Genomic DNA, 17,214 nt, shown 5'->3' with positions numbered 1-17,214 from the left:
GATTGCCATCATGACTGCGCACGGGCGCACACTCATCATTTCATCTTTGCCACTTGTTTATCGGCCTTGGCAATGGCGAGATAAGCGAAAAGTAAAAGAGGTTTCATCTTCATGCCCCTCAGCACCCTGATTCAGCGTTCCAGCCTGCCCAGCCCGTCGCTCAGCCAAGCCCAGGCGCATGCCTTGCTTCAGGCGCATTATGACCTTGCCGGCAGCCTGTCGGCGCTGGGCAGCCAGCAGGACCTGAACTTCCGGTTGGACACGGGGCAGGGGCGGTTCGTGCTCAAGGTCTGCCACGGCAGCTATGCCCAGGCCGAGCTGGAGGCGCAGCATGCGGCGCTGGCTTATCTGCGCGACAAGGGCTTGCCGGTGCCCGCCGTGCGCCCGGCCCGCGATGGCCAGGGGTTGCTGGCGCTGGATATCAACGGGCAACCGCTGCGCGCACGCCTGCTCGACTACATAGAAGGGCAGCCGCTGACTCGCCTCAAGCATATGGAACCGCGGCTGATGGCCGAGCTTGGCGCGCTGTGTGCGCGGGTCGACCAGGCGTTGGCCGATTTCGACCACCCAGGCCTGGTGCGCACCCTGCAATGGGACCCGCAGCATGCTCAGGCGCTGATCGAGCATCTGCTGCCGGTGCTGCAGGATGCCGGGCAGCGCGCCCGCATCGACAAGGCCACACGGCTGGCCGCTGAAAAACTGGCAGTGCTGGTCGATCACTTACCGAGCCAGGCCGTACACCTGGACATCACCGACGACAACGCCGTCTGGGCTCGCGACCCCGCGCGGCAGTGGCAGCTGCAGGGCGTGATCGATTTCGGGGACCTGCTGCGTACCTGGCGTATCGCCGACCTTTCCGTCACCTGCGCGGCCTTGCTACACCATGCCGAAGGCGACCCACTGCGCATTCTGCCAGCGGTGCGTGCTTACCAGGCCGTCAACCCGCTAAGCGAAGCCGAGTTGCGCGCCCTGTGGCCGCTGGTGCTGAACCGTGCCGCTGTGCTGGTGCTGAGCAGCGAGCAACAACTGGCGGTGGACCCTGGCAACCAGTACATACGCGACAACATCGCCCATGAGTGGGAAATCTTCAACACCGCTACCGCCGTGCCATTCGCGCTGATGGAGGCGGCCATCCTGCAGGCCGCCGGTAGCGAGCCGAGTGGATCGGCGCTGGCGAATTGCGCGCCACTGCTCCCGGGCTTGGCCGGGCAGGCCGTTACCCGGGTCGACCTGGGTGTACTCAGCCGCCATTGCGAGGCTGGCAACTGGGAGCAACCTGGCTTCGACCAGCGCCTGCTGACCGCGCAACCGGCCCCGGCGTGCAGCCTGCACGGGCAATACCGCCTGTCACAAACGCACATCGACCGCCCCGAAGAACCAGCCACGTGCGCGTTGGGCGTGGAGCTGCACCTACCCAACGGTACAGCGGTCCAAGCGCCGCAGGCAGGTACCTGGCAGCGCCATGGCGTTGGCCGCGGTTGCCTGCACACGCCGCAGTGGGCCCTGTGGCTGAGCGGCCTGGAAGATACCCCGGCAGACGGCCAGCCCGTGGCCAAGGGCCAGGCGCTGGGCAGCAGTTGTGGTTTCCTGAGTGTCCAGTTGTGCCTGGACAGCGCTGTTCAGCCGCCGTTTTTCGCCACGCCCTCCCACGCGGCCGCTTGGCTGGCGCTGTGCCCATCCCCTGCGGCCTTGCTGGGCTTTGACTGTGACGCCGAGCCGCTGGCCGACCCGCAAGCTTTGCTGGCCCGCCGCGATGCCAGCTTCGCCCGTTCGCAGAAGCACTACTATGCGCAGCCGCCGCACATCGAGCGGGGCTGGCGCAATTACCTGATCGACATGCAGGGCCGTTCCTACCTCGACATGCTCAACAATGTCGCGGTACTGGGCCACGGTCACCCCCGCATGGTGGCCGAATCGGCGCGGCAGTGGTCGCTGCTCAATACCAACTCGCGTTTCCACTACGCGGCCATCGCCGAGTTTTCCGAACGCCTGCTCAAGCTGGCGCCGCCCGGCTTCGACCGGGTGTTCCTGGTCAACAGCGGCACCGAAGCCAATGACCTGGCGATTCGCCTGGCCTGGGCCTACAGCGGTGGGCGCGACCTGCTCAGCGTGCTGGAGGCTTACCACGGCTGGTCGGTGGCCACCGATGCCATTTCCACCTCCATCGCCGACAACCCGCTGGCCCTGGAAACACGCCCGGACTGGGTGCACCCGGTCGAGGCGCCGAACACCTTCCGTGGCCGCTACCGCGGCGCTGACAGCGCAGGCGACTACCTGCGCGACGTCGATGCCAAGCTCGCCGACCTCGATGCCCGTGGCCGGCAACTGGCCGGCATGATTTGCGAACCGGTGTACGGTAACGCTGGCGGCATTTCGCTGCCTGCGGGCTACCTGCAAGACGCTTATGCCAAGGTGCGAGCGCGCGGCGGGGTGTGCATCGCCGATGAAGTGCAGGTGGGTTACGGCCGCCTGGGTGAGTACTTCTGGGGCTTCGAGGAGCAGGGTGTGGTGCCGGACATCATCACCATGGCCAAGGGCATGGGCAACGGCCAGCCACTGGGCGCGGTCATCACCCGGCGTGAGATTGCCGAGGCGCTGGAAGCGCAGGGCTACTTCTTCTCTTCGGCGGGCGGCAGCCCCGTCAGTTGCCGTATTGGCATGGCGGTACTGGATGTGATGGACGAGGAGGGGTTGTGGCAGAACACCCGCGACACCGGGCGTTACTTCAAGGCGCGGTTGCAGGCGTTGGTCGATAAACATCCGCTTGCCGGTGCTGCCCACGGTTCGGGCTTCTACCTGGGGCTGGAACTGGTGCGCGACCGCGAGACCCTGGAACCTGCCACCGAAGAAACCATGACGCTGTGCAACCGCCTGCGTGACCTGGGCATCTTCATGCAGCCGACCGGGGATTACCTGAACATTCTCAAGATCAAGCCGCCCATGTGCACCACCCGGGCGAGCGTCGACTACTTTGTGGACAGTGTTGATCGGATACTGTCTGAAGACTTGTAGGCATCCGGATGCCGTGCAGGCCGATTGTTATCGGTTTGTACGGCATTTTTATTCGCCATTCGGAAGTATGGTGCTTTTAATGCCGATATATATCGGTTATAAATCCGCCATCTCCCATTGACCATCGGCCTAGGGCCTTTGCAGAGGTTACCCATGAAAACCCTCAACTCCACCCCCCGCGCCGACGGTTTCCACATGCCTGCCGAATGGGCACCGCAAAGCCAGGTGTGGATGGTATGGCCAGAGCGTTCGGACAACTGGCGCCTGGGCGGCAAGCCTGCGCAGGCTGCCCACGTGACCCTGGCCAAGGCCATCGCCCGCTTCGAACCGGTGACCGTAGCGGTTTCCGCCGGCCAGTACGAAAACGCCCGCCGCCAGCTCGACCTGCCGAACATCCGCGTGGTTGAGATCAGCAACGATGACGCCTGGGTGCGTGACACCGGCCCGACCTTCGTCATCAACGATGCCGGCGAAGTGCGCGGCGTGGACTGGGGCTTCAACGCCTGGGGCGGTTTTGACGGCGGCCTGTACGCACCGTGGAACCGCGACGAGGAACTGGCGGCCAAGGTCATGGAAATGGAGCGCTGCCAGCGCTACCACACCGAAGGTTTCGTGCTCGAAGGCGGCTCGATCCATGTGGACGGTGAAGGCACCCTGATCACCACCGAAGAGTGCCTGCTCAACCGCAACCGCAACCCGCACCTGAACCGCGAGCAGATCGAAGAGATCCTGCGTGAGCACCTGGCAGTCGAGACCATCGTCTGGTTGCCGGACGGCTTGTACAACGACGAAACCGACGGCCACGTCGACAACTTCTGCTGTTACGTCAGCCCAGGTGAAGTGTTACTGGCCTGGACCGATGATTCCAATGACCCCAACTACGCACGCTGCCATGCGGCCTACGATGTGCTGAAAAACAGCCGCGATGCCAAGGGCCGCGAGTTTGTGGTGCACAAGATGCCGATCCCGGGCCCACTGTTTGCCACTGAAGAAGAGTGTGCGGGCGTTGACCAGGTAGCCGGTAGCCAGGAGCGCGACCCTTCGGTACGCCTGGCCGGCTCTTACGTGAACTTCCTGATCGTCAACGGCGGCATCATTGCGCCGAGCTTCGATGACCCGGCGGATGCCCAGGCCAGAGCTATCCTGGCCAAGGTCTTCCCGGACCACGAAGTGGTGATGATCCCCGGCCGAGAGCTGTTGCTCGGGGGCGGCAACATCCACTGCCTGACCCAGCAGCAACCGGCGCCGGTCACGCGCTGATCGCTCGCTGTCATTCATCGCCTGTATTGGGGCCGCTTTGCGGCCCATCGCGACCGGTCCGGCGCCCCGGCAAGGCCGCTCCCACACTGACGGCGTTACGGCCCTGATTCAGGGCATGCGCGCACAATGTAGGAGCTGCCTGGCCGCAGCGCGGCCTCGGGATTTTCAAGTGAACATCATCACCGGGGCTTTTTTGCGGCGACATCCGGCACGCTGAGATGGCATATGTTTTGTATTGTTTTCAGAGAGTTAACTCGGACAGGCCGGTTACCCCGTTCTGTAACAATCGCGACGTAGATTAGCCGCTCACGGGCCAGGAGTACGTGTAGACATGAATGCAGCAAGTGAGACGGCTTTGCGCCCATCGGCAGTGAATCATCAATCGCTCAAAACATTGACGCAGTGGTTGAGACACCCTGGAAGCAAAAGGGTCAGGACGACCGACCCACGACGTCTGCTTGACGGTCGCTATCCCCAAGGGCTGATAAGCGATGCGGAGCTGGAAGCACTGCTGGGTGTATGGCGCTGAGAGGGCATCAGCCCGCCCCATGAAAAACGCCACCGCAACTGCGGTGGCGTTTTTGTTTGTGCGGACAGCAAAGATCACAGTATGACGCGTCAGTAAGTCTTGCGCCCGTGCCTGCGACTTATCCAATGCGTCAAAACGACTCATCTGACAGAAGATAAAATGTCCGCTGATGGCGTGATCGTGCAAGGAAATGCCCTGTACCTCCCGGTTATTTTGGTTATATCGACCTGCATTTCACGACTTTTTGACATTTGTAATCGCACACGGCTAGGATTCGGCCAACGCCTGCTGGCCATGACATGGCCATGCTGCTGCACAAGGCCCGTCGCACAACCCTTGGCGGGCTTTTCAGTTTGGATCCGCATAGCGTCGAACCTACGAAGGGGCGTTGGTTCCTGGCGTCATATTGCAGAGCGTTTTTGATTAAGAAATAAGGAAAAAAACAACATGTTGAAAACCAGGATCAGCCTGGTCGCCTTGGCGATGATCGCCGCGACCCAGGCTCAGGCCAACGAGCAGGCCGACAGCAAGGGCTTTATCGAAGACAGCCACGCAAACGTTCTCCTGCGTAACGCTTACATCAACCGTGACAAGAAACACGGTACCGATGACCAGATCGAATGGGGCCAAGCGGCCATCGCCAACTTCTCCTCTGGCTTCACCCAGGGCACCGTCGGTGTTGGCGTCGACGCATTTGGCCTGTACGCCGTGCGTCTGGACGGCGGCAAGGGCCACAACGGTGGCGCCGGTGTCGACTTCTTCAAGCCGGGCAACACCAAGAACGCCGATGGCAACGCCAGCGGCCCGCACGACCTGGCCCGCGCTGGCGCAGCCGTGAAGTTCCGCATTTCCAACACCGTGCTCAAGTACGGTGACCAGATGCCGGCACTGCCTGTGCTGCAGTACGACGATGGGCGTCTGCTGCCAGAAAGCTTCACCGGCACGCTGATCACTTCCAAGGAAATCGAAGGCCTGGAACTGAACGCCGGCCGCTTCACCCAGGAAGCGCGCAAGAGCGCCGAGCGTCGTGACGGTGGTGGCCTGAAGTCGATCAACGTCTTCGGCGGTAGCTACAAGTTCACCGACAACTTCACCGCGTCGCTGTACACCGCAGACAACGAAGACGTGATGAAGAAGCACTACCTGGGCTTGAACTACGTCTTCCCGATCGCCGATGACCAGTCGCTGACCCTGGACTTCAACGGCTACAAGTCGGACATCGACAACAAGTACGTGCAGGCCGCCGGCCTGAACGGCGACTCCAACACCATCTGGAGCCTCGCTGCGACCTACGCCTACGGCGCGCACTCGTTCACCCTGGCGCACCAGCGCAGCACCGGCAGCACCGGTTACAACTACGGCTGGTACCAGAACGAAGGCGGCGTGGGTGACGGTGGTTCGACCATCTACCTGGCCAACTCCTACTGGTCCGACTTCAACGCCGAAGACGAGCGTTCCTGGCAGCTGGGCTACGGCCTGGACTTCGGTGCCTACGGCATCCCGGGCCTGACCTACAAGCTGGCCTACGTGGTGGGTGACAACATCAACACCCGCAACAACGCCAACCCGCAAGGCTTTGGCGAAGGTAAAGAGCGCGAGATCTTCAACCAGATCCGTTATGTGGTACAGGACGGCCCGGCCAAAGACCTGTCGATCAAGCTGCGCAGCTCGTTCCTTCGCACCAACAACGCTGTACAGCAGAACGGCTACAACGACGACGGCAACGAAGTCCGCGTATTCGTCGAGTACCCGATCAGCATCTTCTGATACTGATCTGGCAGAGGGCTGCCTTGCAGCCCTTTCGCCGGCAAGCCGGCTCCCACAGGTACTGCGCTGCATTCACGGCCTGCGCGGTGCCTGTGGGAGCCGGCTTGCCGGCGATGAGGCCGGTGCAGATGCCCGGCATCCGGCCCTTCAAGCAGGCTCTGCTTCTTTTCGGTGAACCGCTTTCGCGATAATCACCTCCCCCGTCTCCGGTGCAAAGCTGTCGCTACGCGCCATCCGCCACATGCGCGCATAGAACTCGCTTTCTATCGAGCCACTGAGCAATTCGCCTGGCTTGAGGAACTGGTGCAAATCCGAAAACAGGCTGATCTCGCTGGTGCTGATGCGCCGCGCCAGGTGTTTGGGCTTGAGCTGCGAAGGGTGTTCGAGGCCTGCGGCCGCAAGCATCTCGGCCAGGGCGTGGAGGGTGTTGCGGTGGAAGCTGGCAACCCGCTCGGCTTTGTCCGGCACCACCAGCGCGCGCTGGCGCAGTGGGTCCTGGGTGGCCACGCCGGTCGGGCACTTGTTGGTGTGGCAGCTCTGCGACTGAATGCAACCAATGGCGAACATGAAGCCGCGGGCCGAGTTGACCCAGTCGGCGCCGATGGCCAGCACGCTGGCAATATCGAAGGCGCTGACGATCTTGCCCGCCGCGCCGATGCGAATGCTCGAGCGAAGGTTCAGGCCGACCAGGGTGTTGTGCACGAACATCAAGCCTTCGCGCATGGGCACGCCCATGTTGTCGCTGAACTCGCGTGGCGCTGCGCCGGTGCCGCCTTCCTTGCCGTCGACGACAATGAAATCCGGGGTGATGCCGGTGGCCAGCATGGCCTTGGCGATGCCCATGAACTCCCACGGGTGGCCCAGGCAAAACTTGAAGCCCACCGGTTTGCCGCCAGACAACTCTCGCAGGCTGGCAACAAAGTGCAGCAGCTCCAGCGGGGTGTGAAACGCGCTGTGTGCGGCCGGCGAGATGCAGTCCTCGCCCTCGCGCACACCCCGGGTGGTGGCGATTTCGGCGCTGACCTTGTGCCCCGGCAGGATGCCGCCGTGCCCCGGTTTGGCGCCCTGGCTGAGCTTGATCTCGATCATCTTCACCTGCGGGTCGCGGGCCTGTTCAGCGAAGCGTTGTGGGTCGAAGCGGCCCTGGTCGGTGCGGCAGCCAAAATAGCCGCTGCCGATTTCCCAGATCAGGTCGCCGCCATGCTCGCGGTGGTAGGGGCTGATGCTGCCCTCGCCGGTGTCATGGGCAAAGCGGCCCAGGCGCGCGCCCCGGTTGAGCGCGGCGATGGCGTTGGCGCTGAGTGCGCCGAAGCTCATCGCCGAGATATTGAAGATCGAGGCAGAGTAGGGCAGGCGGCACTGCGGCCCGCCAATGGCGATGCGCAACGAGGCAGGGTCCGGGGTCGCCACCGGCAGCATCGAATGGCTGATGAATTCGAAGCCGGGTTTGTACACGTCGTTCAAGGTACCGAACGCTTTTTCGGCGCTTTCGTTCTTGGCGCGGGCGTAGACCAGTGACCGCTGCGAGCGGGAGAAGGGCAGTTTGTCGTCGTCGCCCTCGATCAGGTATTGGCGAATTTCCGGGCGAATGGTCTCGATCAGGTAGCGGATGTTGCCCAGGATCGGGTAGTTGCGCCGCACCGCGTGGTGGCTCTGGCGCAGATCATTGAGGCCGACCAGGCTGAGCAAGGCGGTGAGTGCAGTCAGTGGCCAAAGCCAGGCGTGCGTGGCAAGCAAGGGCAGGCTGGCGAGGGTGAATGCCAGGCAGATCGCCAGGCAGGCGTAGCGGCTGGGGAGGGAGTGTTTCATGGGTCCATCGCAGGCAGGATGACCGGGCAAGCATAGGTAAACTGGCCGTTCGGAAAACCAGGGGAATCGGTAAAACACTGTTACCTGATGGTGGGTTGTGTTGTGGCTTGGGGCCTCATCGCCGGCAAGCCGGCTCCCACAGGTACAACGGTGCCTTTGGAATCAGCGCGGTCCTTGTAGGAGCCGGCTTGCCGGCGATTGGGCTGCACAGCAGCCCTATGCGGGCAGCAGAACACTCGCGCGCAACCCGCCACCCTCCCGGTTTGTGAGCATCAGCTCACCGCCATGGCTCACCGCAATTCGCTGGGCAATGCTCAACCCCAATCCATAGCCGCCGGACGCTTGGTTGCGCGAGTTTTCCCCTCGTACGAAAGGATCGGTAACGGTCGCCAGCAGCCCCGCTGCAATGCCGGGCCCGCGGTCATCGACATGGATGGAAACACCCATGGATGCGCGCTCGAGCGTGACCGATACCTCCCTGGCATAGCGCAGCGCATTGACCAGCAAGTTCTGCAGGCAACGCTGCAGCAGCAAGGCATCGACCCGCAGGCTACCCGCTTTGCCTTGCACCGGCAGCGGCTCGTCGGCGCTAGCCAGGTCGGCGCACAGCCGTGCCACCAGCCGGTCGATATCGACGTGCTGCAGGTTCTGCTGTTCGCCTGCGCGCAGGTAATCCAGCACCTGGCCGATCATGTCGTCCATCTGCGTGATGTTCTGCCGCAAGCGCTCGCGGTGGTCATCATTCGGTAGCCGTTCGAGGCGCAGGCGCATGCGTGTCAGCGGGGTGCGCAGGTCATGGGACACGGCGGCCAGGAAGTAAGCCTTGTCATTGACCATGGCAATCAGGCGTTGCTGCATGGCGTTGAAGGCCTGGGCAGCCTGGCGCACTTCCTCCGGGCCATCCAGGGCCAAGGGTGGCTGTTCCAGGTTGCCGCCCAGGCCACGTGCGGCATCGGCCAGGCGCCGCAGCGGCCGCAGGCACAGGCGTACCGCGATCAGGCACACCAGCAGCACTGCGACGATACGCAGTGCATACACCCGCAGCAGGTAATCGCTGATCAGCACCCACGCCGACTCACCGCTCCAGCCCTGCAACTCCTGACCGTCGATGGTCAGCCAGTGGCCGTCGGCCAAAGGGACGGCGAACTGAAGATGCGCCTGGGCCGTGCGCAGCCCGAACAGGCTGCGCCAGACGATCGGCTGGCCCAGCTCATCGGTCAGTTGCACCTTGAGCAGGCGCACCGCCTGGGCATGCCCCAGTTCGTACTTCAACGCCTGTTGCAGCAGCAGCTCGACGCGGCGTCGCCCGCGGCGGTGGTCTTCCTCCACGGCTGGCACATCGTCGGCGCAGCGCAGTTGGTAGTGGGCCGGCACCTGCAAAGCAGGGGCAGCACGGCAGTCAGCCTGGGCGATCATCGGTGCGCTGCGCGCAGCCATCAGCCTGACGGGGGCCTCCAGCACCTGGGCAAAACGCACATCGAACCAGATGCTGCTGGACATCAACTGGATCACCAGCGTGCCGCTGACCATGATCAGCAGGAGCTGGCCAAACAACGTGCGCGGCCATAGCCGCCGCAGCCAGCGCATTTCAGCGGGCTGCTTCGGCGCGGGCAATGCTCATCAGGTAGCCTTCGTTGCGGATGGTGAGGATCTGCACCTCGCTGGCGGGCCCGCGGCGCAGCTGCTGGCGCAGGCGGCTGATACACATGTCTACCGAGCGGTCGTCGGGGTGGTGGTCGCGGCCGAATGCGCTGCGCGTCAACTGGTCGCGTGAGACCACGCGGTTGTTGGCCTCCAGCAGCTCACGCAACACCCGGTAATCGGAGCGCGGCAGGGTCAGCGTTTCGCCGTCCGGGCGGGTCAGCAGGCGTTTTACGTGTTCCAGGCTGAAGCCTGCAAAGCATTGGGCGGCTGGCGCGGGTTGTTCGACAGCCATGTCGAGGCGCTGGGGGCGGCGCAGCACGGCCTTGATGCGGGCTATCAATTCGCGAGGTTCGAACGGCTTGGCCAGGTAATCATCGGCACCCACTTCCAGGCCGATGATGCGGTCCAGGGTGCTGCCCTTGGCCGACAGCATGATCACCGCCAGGCCCGGCACTGCCTGCAGTTGCCGGCACAGGCTCAAACCGTCCTCGCCCGGCAGCATCAGGTCCAGCACCACCAGCTCGACCTTGTGCCGCGCCAGCTGCTGGCGCATGGCTTCTCCGTCAGCCGCAGCCAGCACGGTGTAGCCGGCATCGGTCAGGTAATCACAAAGAAGTTCGCGGATCTCGTCGTCATCATCGACGACCAGCAAGGTAGTGCTCATTACTAAAAACACCTGTTCGGTGAGTGCCAGCAGCGCTCATTACATTCGATTACATCCCCGTACAAGCCGGGCATGGAGCCAAGGAGGCGGATGCCTAGAATCCTAACAAAAAATCATCTGCAAATACGAAGCCTTCCCAAATGAAACCTCAAAGCATGACGATTCACCCGCTTGCCTTGTTCGTTGCGCTGGCCATCAGTGGCAGCGCTGTGGCCGCCGAAAGCCAGCCGCTGGAGCTGGACGCCACGCAGGTCGAAGACAGCGCGCTGCTGCCCGCCGACGCCGCCGGGCAACTGGGTTACACAGTAGAAAGCACCCGCAGCTCCACCGGCCTGGATCTTACCCCCAGGCAGACGCCGCAGTCTGTCACCAGCATCACCCGCCAGCAGATGGACGACCGCGACATCCACACCATCGAGCAGGCCCTCGACACCACGCCAGGCGTGAGCACGAGCAAGTCTGAAGTGGGCGGGCGCACCGATTTCCGTGCCCGGGGTTACTCGATCAGCAACTGGAAGGTGGACGGCCTGCAATTCCAGGGCGGCTCGGACTTCAGCGGCGGCGGCAACGCGCTGAACATGGACCTGTACGAGCGCATCGACATCGTCCGTGGCGCCAACGGCCTGCTCGGCGGCACCGGCGACCCCTCGGCCACCGTCAACCTGATCCGCAAGGCGCCGACCAGAACCTTTGGCGGCAGCGCCTACGCCACCTACGGCAGTTGGGACAAACGCCGCCTGGGCGCCGACCTCAACCTGCCGCTGTCCGAAGATGGCCGCCTGCGCTCGCGCTTCGTGATGACCCAGCAGGACGCCAACTCATTCCGCGACAACCAGTCCGAGCGTTCCCGCGCGGCCCTGGCCAACTTCGAATTCGACCTGGATGACGCCACCACACTGGGCGCCGGTTACCAGTACGAATACAACAAGGTGGTGGGCGGCGGCTGGGGCGCCAACATCCCGATCTGGTACCGCGACGGCAGCACCACCAACCTGCCGCGCAGCACCAACCTGGTACCGAGCTGGAGCTTCGGCGAATACACCACCCGTACCGCCTTCGGCTCCCTGGAACACCGCTTCGACAACGACTGGGCCCTGGACCTGAAAGTGGCCCAAAGCACCGCCGAGGTGCTCAACCACCGTGGCTTGGCCAAGGTCAACTCGGCCGGGCGCGGCAGCTACGGCGGCTACTGGGACCAGGACGGCAGCGGTGCAGTGCTCAACGGCCTGCACAGCTCCAGCGACACCACCCAGCAGTCCGCGCAAATCGACTTGTCCGGGCCGTTCCAGCTGCTTGGGCGCACCCATCAGGCGATGGTCGGCTACAACGACAGCCGCACCGTAGCCTGGTCGCCGGAATACACCTGCACCATGCTCGGCGCCGACCGCATCAGCGCACCTTCGGTAGGCTGCCAGTTCCGCGCCAACAACGGCCTGCCAGTAACCGACTGGCACAACGGCGTGGACAGCGACTACGACATGCTCGCCTCGCGCACCGGCCGCCACAGCAAAACCACCACCCGCCTGCAAGGCATGTACGCGGCCACCCGCTTGAGCATCACCGACCCGCTGTCGGTCATCGTTGGCGTACGCACCACCGATTACTCCGCCACCACCAACAATGTCAGCGGCGTGCGCAGCAACCAGCAGAACAGCGGCATCGTCACGCCGTACCTGGGCGCCGTGTACGACCTCAACGACACCTACTCGCTGTACGCCAGCTACACCGACATCTTCAACCCGCAGACGGCAGAGACCGAGAGCGGCACCAGGGTCGAGCCGATCCGCGGCAAAAGTTACGAAACCGGTATCAAGGGTGAGTGGCTGGACGGCCGCCTGAACGCCTCTGCAGCGTACTTCCGCACCAAGCAGCAGAACAAGGCGGTACTCGATGACGGCCTGACCACCCCGACCGGTGGCGATGCCTACAAGGCCGGCACCGGCCAGGAAACCGACGGCATCGACCTGGAAATCGCCGGCGCCCTGACCCCGAACTGGAACCTGTACGCAGGCTATACCTACCTGCACTTCCGCCGCGTCGACAGTGACGGGCGCAGCGACCCGTCGCACCTGTTCAAGGCCTCCACCACCTATCGCCTGTCCGGCCCGCTCGACCGCCTGACCGTGGGCGCTGGGGTTAAGGCACAAAGCAACATCCGCGCGATCTCGAGCCCTGCCGGGCAGCCGGTTAACGGCGTGAGTGGGGGGGCTACTGATGTGAACTGGTCGGGCTATGCGATCTGGAATGCCATGGCCAAGTACCAGGTGACTGACGACACCTCGGTTAGCCTTAATGTCGACAACCTGTTCGACAAGCACTACTTCACCCAGTACGGGTTCTATGCCGGGGCGATTTATGGGGACCCGCGGAATATGTCGGTGACGGTGAGTACGGCGTTCTGAGGGTTGCACCTCCAGAACCACGCTGGAGGTGTTCATACTCCGCTTGTCCCTTCGTCTGACAGGGGCTTTGATTTCTCCAGTAGTCTCGTATACGTTACATCAGGCACTGAATGTTACGGATACGGGACATGGACCATTCTCTGATTGCTGAACGCCTGGCGACGCAAATGCGCGCTCGCCGGGTTAATCTCGGGCTTACTCAAATTCAGCTCGCTGATCGCGCAGGCCTGCCCCGGCAAAAAATCATAGCCATGGAACAAGGCAGTCTTTCGGTGGCCATGGCAGCTTATGCCAAGGCGCTCGGTGCTTTGGATTGTGAGCTTCAGGTGGTACCCGCTGTGATGCCCACGCTGGACGAGATTCAGGGGATGTTTGAATGAGCGCCGCCTTGAAGGTTGCCACGCCTCAGGGGGATAGCGGCACGATCCTGGCAAGCAATGGCGACTACCTTTTCCGCTACGGGGCTGAGGTGCAGCCCGCAGCAGCCGTCAGTTTGCTCATGCCGGTACGTTCAGAGGAATACCGGCACCGGGAGCTTCATCCGATTTTCCAGATGAACCTGCCTGAAGGTTATGTGCTGGAGCAACTGCGCAATCGCCTGGCGAAGATCACCCACGTTGACCCCATGTTGCTGCTTGCGCTGTCCGGTAGCAGCTCGCCGATAGGGCGGGTTCATGTCAGCTCGCGTGAGGTGGATGCTTTGCTGGAGCGACAGCATTTTCCGGGCGAAAAACTGAGTGAGATCCTTTCATGGGATGGCTCGCAGGATATTTTCGCTGACCTGGTGGATCGCTACATCCTCCGTGCAGGTATATCAGGCGTCCAACCCAAAGTATTGGTCCCTGAGCAGGTCGATTCGGTGCCGCAACGCTTCACCTCTAAAACGTCCGACTTGATCATCAAGAGTGGTCGCGACGAGTTCCCCGGCTTGGCCATCAATGAATTTCTGTGCATGTCTGTCGCTAAGGCCGCAGGAATACCGGTTCCGCCTTTTTACCTCTCGGATAATGCAAAGCTTTTTGTCATGCGCCGCTTTGATCGCGACGATGAGGGTAGCCCGCTTGGCTTTGAAGATATGACCGCGCTGATGGGGATCTCCGCTGAGCAGAAGTACAGCAAGAGTTATGCGGCGATCGCCAAGGCTATTCGTCTTTTTTGCGCCCCAGAAGCAGTGCAGGAATCACTCAGGCAGTTGTTCGAGATGGTGAGTTTGAGTTGCATCGTAGGCAACGGTGATGCGCACCTGAAGAATTTTGGCTTGCTGTATTCCAACCCGGCCAAGAGAGACGCAAGGCTAGCGCCGGCTTACGACATCGTTAATACGACAGCCTACATTCCAGAAGATGTGTTGGCGCTTTCGCTGTCCGGGAACAAATCATTGTTTGCATCCCGTCAGGGCCTATTGGACTTCGCTGAGCTCTGTGGGGTTGAACAGCCGGGGCAGATCATAAGGCACCAATTGGAGGCGCTGGAGCAGGTGCTGCGCAACGCCGCGCCAATCTGCGAACAGGCGCCGCATGTTGTGGCTGCCATCAAGCAGAGTGCAGGACCGTTTATTCAGTCATTTGGTTAAGGACAGAGTGGTTGAAATGGCATCGATGCAACCTCCTCGCTGCGGGATTGTTCGCTGCGGTCCGACGTACGCCTGAGCGGACCTGGACGTGAGTAGTGCATTTAAGTCCGAGTGAATTTCGTCCGCTTGGGCGAACCCAGGAACGTTATGGGAGGCGTTGGGGGTGTTCGCGAGGCTGCTGAAATCGAATGCGTTTGAAAATTTCTGAGGCAAATGTTCGAGGTTTGGGGTGAGAGGCCTTACGGGCTCACCCCACATTTGCGGATCTAAATATCGAGAGACTGCATCGGAATGCCGAGCGCAGCCGCGATTTTTTCGCGTGTGGCCTTGCGTGGGCGTTCTGCGGCCTCCTGCTGCGAGTAGGCTGACTGGGTTATGCCCAGGCGTTCGGCAACCTCCGCTTGTGTAAGGTCCAGGTGCTTGCGCCATGCAGTAATGGGAGTCAGCCCCTCTTTGACCATGTATCCAACCACGTCATTGGGGACCAAGTCCTCCTGTGGGCGGCTTGCGATGTAGTCGGCATATGGCAGCACCACGAAAGCAGGGCGGCCATCCGCCCCATTGATGATCTGTACGATAGTAGGTGTGTTCATCGCGCTTCCTGACCTCTTCGATGTTGATGATCCTCACCCCGCCATCCCAGTCAAAAAGCACGCGGTAGTTTCCTACATGGAGCCGGGTGCAGGGAAGCGGCTGCTTTAGGCATGGCGGGTTTTCTAGGTTTGAGAATATGCAGGGCTTCGGCGCGCTTGGTTCGGTGAAGATGGGTTTGGAGGGGCAGATCCTGCAAGCTGCCTTGCTTTACAGCAAGGTCTCGAATTCCTAGTGGGCTGTAGGAATAATCTTTCCAGTGCCCAGGCGTGAATAGGGCCAAGGCCGGCAGGCCGGGTCAGTATGTGGAGACTGGTGGAAGTGGCCGGCATCAAGGTACGAGGAAGGGACCATTTTCCACCGCACGTGCACCTCACGGGACGCGGTGTAGATGTGGTCATCAGTCTTGAATCTGATGCAGTGCACAGGAGGTCGATCTGTTGAAGGAGTCGATGAAAAGGCGTCGATGAAACGTCCCCGCCTGCGGGCTGTTCAGCCACGGTCGGGCGCGCGGCTGGAGCTGACTTTTACCAATGGTCAGCGATACGACTTGGACATGAGCGATGTGCTTGCGGCGTAGCCAGGGCTGGTATCTCTTGCTAAGGGCAATGAATTCCAAGGCGCCAAGCTGGGTGACGGGGGATGGACAGTGTGGCCCGGGCTGGACATTCAAATCGGGCAGACACGTTGTTGTTGGACGCCCTTGCCCAGACCCCGTCGGGTACCTCAATGCGTAGCTATCAACAGACCAGCTCTTAATGGCTGTTTGTGAAGTCGAATCGGCGTGTAGCAGCATCGTCCTTCGTCGGCTTGTGCCTTGAACCACTTGTCTGATGCCAAGAATTACGTCACTGTAAAGACAATTGTCATTACAGTGAGCAAGGCATCATGGCGTCCATCAATGTCCGTATCGACGACGATCTTAAAATCCGGGCCTATCGTGAGCTTGAACGGTTGGGCGTTACGCCCTCCGAGCTCATGCGCCAAGCATTGCAGTACGTAGCCGAACGGGGTCAGTTGCCATTCAAGCCGGTCTTGCTTACGGAGGAGGACGAGGCTTTGCTCGCTACCGTGCGTGAGCGGCTCGCTGCTCCCCAGCGAGTGAAGGTGTCTCTGGATGACCTATAGCCTTGAATTCGATGCACGCGCGCTCAAGGAATGGCAGAAACTGGGGGACACTGTGCGTGTCCAGTTCAAGAAGAAGCTCGCTGCCGTTTTGCTGGATCCCCGGATAGAGGCCAATCGGCTTGCTGGTCTGCCCGATTGCTACAAGATCAAGCTGCGCAGCAGCGGTTATCGCTTGGTTTACCAGGTTGTGGATGATGACGTTGTGGTGTTTGTAGTGGCTGTGGATAAGCGTGAGCGTGGGGAGGCATATCGCAAGGCTGCTGATCGATTGTGAAGCCAAGGACGGGTGTCTAGTCCTGAAATGGGTTTACATCTGTTCAGGTAGGCCGACAGGCCTCAAAACGCCAGATGCACAGCATCGGGCGTTTTGTTTTTCAGGGCCATATGAGGCCGTTCTGTGTTGTAGATCTGCACTGCCTCGTCAACCATCTGCCTCGCTTGCTCCAGATCTGCAGGACTACTCAACAGCAGCTCCATCTTGAGGATTCCGTTGATTCGCTCGGCTAGCGCGTTCTGGTAGCAGTCATACCCATCGGTCATGGAGCACTGAACGCCGTGCCGTTGATGCAGTGACTGGTATAGAGCCGAGCAGTATTGGATGCCTCGATCCGAATGGTGGACTAATGGCTGGCGATGACGTCGCTTGCGCAATGCCTGCTTGAAAGCTTGCGCCACCGATTCCGCATGCAGGCTTTCATGGACGTGGTGGCCAACGATTTTCCTGGAGTACGCATCCGTTATCAGGCTCAGGTATAGCGGGCCGTTACGTGCGGGCAGGTAAGTAATGTCGGCCACCCAGACGTGTTCCGGCCTTGTCGGAACAATCTGGCTTGGC

The 17,214-nt window shown here is 61.7% G+C and carries 13 protein-coding genes and 1 pseudogene; 8 read left to right on the top strand and 6 right to left on the bottom strand.

The features are described from left to right. The first annotated feature begins 111 nt into the window (after positions 1 to 111). The 3 genes from ACNQPL_RS15765 (at position 112) to ACNQPL_RS15755 (ending at position 6,568) form a co-directional block, all read left to right on the top strand. Positions 112 to 3,012, top strand: coding sequence for an aminotransferase (locus ACNQPL_RS15765; RefSeq protein WP_416467213.1), 2,901 nt, complete (start codon positions 112 to 114; stop codon positions 3,010 to 3,012). Positions 3,013 to 3,165: 153 nt separating this feature from the next. Continuing rightward, positions 3,166 to 4,272, top strand: coding sequence for an agmatine deiminase (gene aguA, locus ACNQPL_RS15760; RefSeq protein ID WP_346613516.1), 1,107 nt, complete (start codon positions 3,166 to 3,168; stop codon positions 4,270 to 4,272). 976 nt (positions 4,273 to 5,248) lie between these two features. After that, positions 5,249 to 6,568 carry an OprD family porin gene (locus ACNQPL_RS15755; RefSeq protein WP_346613518.1) on the top strand — a complete coding sequence of 440 codons (1,320 nt, stop codon included), beginning with the start codon at positions 5,249 to 5,251 and terminating at the stop codon, positions 6,566 to 6,568. A 147-nt stretch (positions 6,569 to 6,715) separates the two neighbouring features. Here the strand turns inward: ACNQPL_RS15755 and ACNQPL_RS15750 are convergent, their stop codons facing one another. From ACNQPL_RS15750 to ACNQPL_RS15740, 3 genes are all read right to left on the bottom strand, one after another. After that, on the bottom strand, positions 6,716 to 8,377 hold the full coding sequence (locus tag ACNQPL_RS15750) for an FMN-binding glutamate synthase family protein (protein ID WP_416467212.1): 1,662 nt from the start codon (positions 8,375 to 8,377) through the stop codon (positions 6,716 to 6,718). Positions 8,378 to 8,593: 216 nt separating this feature from the next. After that, entirely contained in the window at positions 8,594 to 9,964 is a 1,371-nt protein-coding gene (locus ACNQPL_RS15745) for an ATP-binding protein (RefSeq protein ID WP_416467211.1), read from the bottom strand. Between the two features lies 1 nt (position 9,965). Further along, positions 9,966 to 10,685 carry a response regulator gene (locus ACNQPL_RS15740; RefSeq protein WP_416467210.1) on the bottom strand — a complete coding sequence of 240 codons (720 nt, stop codon included), beginning with the start codon at positions 10,683 to 10,685 and terminating at the stop codon, positions 9,966 to 9,968. A 140-nt stretch (positions 10,686 to 10,825) separates the two neighbouring features. Here ACNQPL_RS15740 and ACNQPL_RS15735 point away from each other — a divergent pair, with 140 nt between their 5' ends. The 3 genes from ACNQPL_RS15735 to ACNQPL_RS15725 all read left to right on the top strand — a co-directional run bounded on the left by ACNQPL_RS15735 (position 10,826) and on the right by ACNQPL_RS15725 (position 14,660). Beyond that, the gene (locus ACNQPL_RS15735) at positions 10,826 to 13,087 is read left to right on the top strand and encodes a TonB-dependent siderophore receptor (RefSeq protein ID WP_416467209.1); all 2,262 of its coding nucleotides are present in this window, start codon (positions 10,826 to 10,828) and stop codon (positions 13,085 to 13,087) included. A 128-nt stretch (positions 13,088 to 13,215) separates the two neighbouring features. Beyond that, positions 13,216 to 13,467, top strand: a complete 252-nt coding sequence (locus ACNQPL_RS15730) for a helix-turn-helix domain-containing protein (RefSeq protein ID WP_416467208.1) — start codon at positions 13,216 to 13,218, stop codon at positions 13,465 to 13,467. Beyond that, positions 13,464 to 14,660, top strand: a complete 1,197-nt coding sequence (locus ACNQPL_RS15725; protein ID WP_416467207.1) for a type II toxin-antitoxin system HipA family toxin — start codon at positions 13,464 to 13,466, stop codon at positions 14,658 to 14,660. The genes ACNQPL_RS15730 and ACNQPL_RS15725 overlap by 4 nt, the downstream gene beginning before the upstream one ends. 266 nt (positions 14,661 to 14,926) lie before the next feature. On the opposite strand, the gene ACNQPL_RS15720 is transcribed toward ACNQPL_RS15725, so the two are convergent. Together ACNQPL_RS15720 and ACNQPL_RS15715 are read right to left on the bottom strand one after the other, a co-directional pair. Beyond that, positions 14,927 to 15,253, bottom strand: coding sequence for a helix-turn-helix domain-containing protein (locus ACNQPL_RS15720; protein WP_416467206.1), 327 nt, complete (start codon positions 15,251 to 15,253; stop codon positions 14,927 to 14,929). Then, positions 15,240 to 15,338: pseudogene (locus ACNQPL_RS15715) on the bottom strand (type II toxin-antitoxin system RelE family toxin); the annotation flags it as partial. The gene ACNQPL_RS15720 and the pseudogene ACNQPL_RS15715, both read right to left, overlap by 14 nt. Positions 15,339 to 16,139: 801 nt before the next feature. Between ACNQPL_RS15715 and ACNQPL_RS15710 the strand changes: the two are divergent. Both ACNQPL_RS15710 and ACNQPL_RS15705 read left to right on the top strand, forming a co-directional pair. After that, entirely contained in the window at positions 16,140 to 16,379 is a 240-nt protein-coding gene (locus ACNQPL_RS15710) for a type II toxin-antitoxin system RelB/DinJ family antitoxin (RefSeq protein ID WP_416467205.1), read from the top strand. Beyond that, a complete protein-coding gene (locus tag ACNQPL_RS15705) occupies positions 16,369 to 16,653 on the top strand; it encodes a type II toxin-antitoxin system RelE family toxin (RefSeq protein WP_416467204.1) in 285 nt (94 codons plus the stop codon). Before ACNQPL_RS15710 ends, ACNQPL_RS15705 begins: the two co-directional genes overlap by 11 nt. A 62-nt stretch (positions 16,654 to 16,715) precedes the next feature. Here the strand turns inward: ACNQPL_RS15705 and ACNQPL_RS15700 are convergent. Next, a partial coding sequence (locus tag ACNQPL_RS15700; protein WP_416467203.1) for an IS3 family transposase occupies positions 16,716 to 17,214 on the bottom strand: 499 nt, incomplete at its 5' end.

Source organism: Pseudomonas sp. LFS044 (assembly GCF_047978245.1).
Taxonomy (GTDB): Bacteria; Pseudomonadota; Gammaproteobacteria; order Pseudomonadales; family Pseudomonadaceae; genus Aquipseudomonas.
Note: the sequence above shows the minus strand (reverse complement) of the source record. Positions and strands in the feature narration are given on the sequence as shown.

What these genes read in the sequence shown, in the direction of transcription:
- ACNQPL_RS15765 (WP_416467213.1), top strand. Translation starts at nt 112, where the DNA reads ATGCCCCTCAGCACCCTGATTCAGCGTTCCAGCCTGCCCAGCCCGTCG.
- aguA (WP_346613516.1), top strand. Translation starts at nt 3,166, where the DNA reads ATGAAAACCCTCAACTCCACCCCCCGCGCCGACGGTTTCCACATGCCT.
- ACNQPL_RS15755 (WP_346613518.1), top strand. Translation starts at nt 5,249, where the DNA reads ATGTTGAAAACCAGGATCAGCCTGGTCGCCTTGGCGATGATCGCCGCG.
- ACNQPL_RS15750 (WP_416467212.1), bottom strand. Translation starts at nt 8,377, where the DNA reads ATGAAACACTCCCTCCCCAGCCGCTACGCCTGCCTGGCGATCTGCCTG.
- ACNQPL_RS15745 (WP_416467211.1), bottom strand. Translation starts at nt 9,964, where the DNA reads ATGCGCTGGCTGCGGCGGCTATGGCCGCGCACGTTGTTTGGCCAGCTC.
- ACNQPL_RS15740 (WP_416467210.1), bottom strand. Translation starts at nt 10,685, where the DNA reads ATGAGCACTACCTTGCTGGTCGTCGATGATGACGACGAGATCCGCGAA.
- ACNQPL_RS15735 (WP_416467209.1), top strand. Translation starts at nt 10,826, where the DNA reads ATGAAACCTCAAAGCATGACGATTCACCCGCTTGCCTTGTTCGTTGCG.
- ACNQPL_RS15730 (WP_416467208.1), top strand. Translation starts at nt 13,216, where the DNA reads ATGGACCATTCTCTGATTGCTGAACGCCTGGCGACGCAAATGCGCGCT.
- ACNQPL_RS15725 (WP_416467207.1), top strand. Translation starts at nt 13,464, where the DNA reads ATGAGCGCCGCCTTGAAGGTTGCCACGCCTCAGGGGGATAGCGGCACG.
- ACNQPL_RS15720 (WP_416467206.1), bottom strand. Translation starts at nt 15,253, where the DNA reads ATGAACACACCTACTATCGTACAGATCATCAATGGGGCGGATGGCCGC.
- ACNQPL_RS15710 (WP_416467205.1), top strand. Translation starts at nt 16,140, where the DNA reads ATGGCGTCCATCAATGTCCGTATCGACGACGATCTTAAAATCCGGGCC.
- ACNQPL_RS15705 (WP_416467204.1), top strand. Translation starts at nt 16,369, where the DNA reads ATGACCTATAGCCTTGAATTCGATGCACGCGCGCTCAAGGAATGGCAG.